This window comes from Gorillibacterium massiliense, from assembly GCF_000455485.1.
GTDB lineage: Bacteria > Bacillota > Bacilli > Paenibacillales > NBRC-103111 > Gorillibacterium > Gorillibacterium massiliense.
The window spans coordinates 1-779 of sequence record NZ_CBQR020000185.1 but is presented as its reverse complement, the minus strand read 5'-3'; the positions used below and the strand labels follow the sequence as shown (position 1 = coordinate 779).

Annotated in this window: 1 protein-coding gene; it reads right to left on the bottom strand. The window is 61.0% G+C overall.

Annotated features, from left to right (window positions below; genetic code table 11):
- Positions 1-779 (bottom strand): dynamin family protein (locus TJ79_RS25540; protein ID WP_202903379.1); only part of this gene is annotated, 779 nt, incomplete at both ends.

The window sequence follows — 779 nt, the reverse complement described above, 5'->3', positions numbered from 1 at the left end:
GCATGATTGTAATAGGTGACGAACAAGATCGCGTCGGCGTTTTTGATGTAGTTAAAGGCAACACCGGTATGGCGGGCGTTGATAGAATCCGCTCCGGGCGTATCCACCAATACGACCCCTTGTCGGGTCAGTGCACAGTCGTAATAAAGATCGATGGTCTCAACAAAACAAGATTTGGTTTCGTCAGCGACATAAGCTGGAAAATCCTCCAGCCCAAGGGTCAAGAGGTTGCCGAAATGTGGCTCCGCTTGCCGATAGCCTTTTTCAACAGCCTTGAGGAAGGCAAAATGCGGTTTTCCCGCTCCAGTCGCCCGCTCCGGCTTAAGCCGGGAGATGCTGCTCAGGCAATCTTCCCAGCCGCCGCCTGCCGTATCCAGCATCGATAAGGAGTGGGTGACCTCCTCCAGCACGTAGGCGGAGGTTTTCATTGTCACTTTGACACTGCCGTGAGCATGGTCCTCATCGGGCGGAACGATCCGGTTTACTGCCGCTGTCGTCGGATTCGGCGACACCGGGAGGATGTTATCGCCCAAGAGGGCGTTGGCCAGGGACGATTTCCCGGCGCTGAACGCCCCGAACAAAGCGATGGTGAAACGGCTCGCGGTAAGGCGCGCCGCTTTCTCGCCCATGGCGGCGGCAAGCGCGGAAGCAGCCGGCACGCCGGCGAAGAGCGCAGCGGCGGAACGGAGCCGCGCCGCCCCCCGCAGCAGCCGACTATTGTCGGCTGCTGCGGGCAGCGCTGGCGCCGCTGCAGGCGCGCCAGGCGCGGCTGCAGCCGG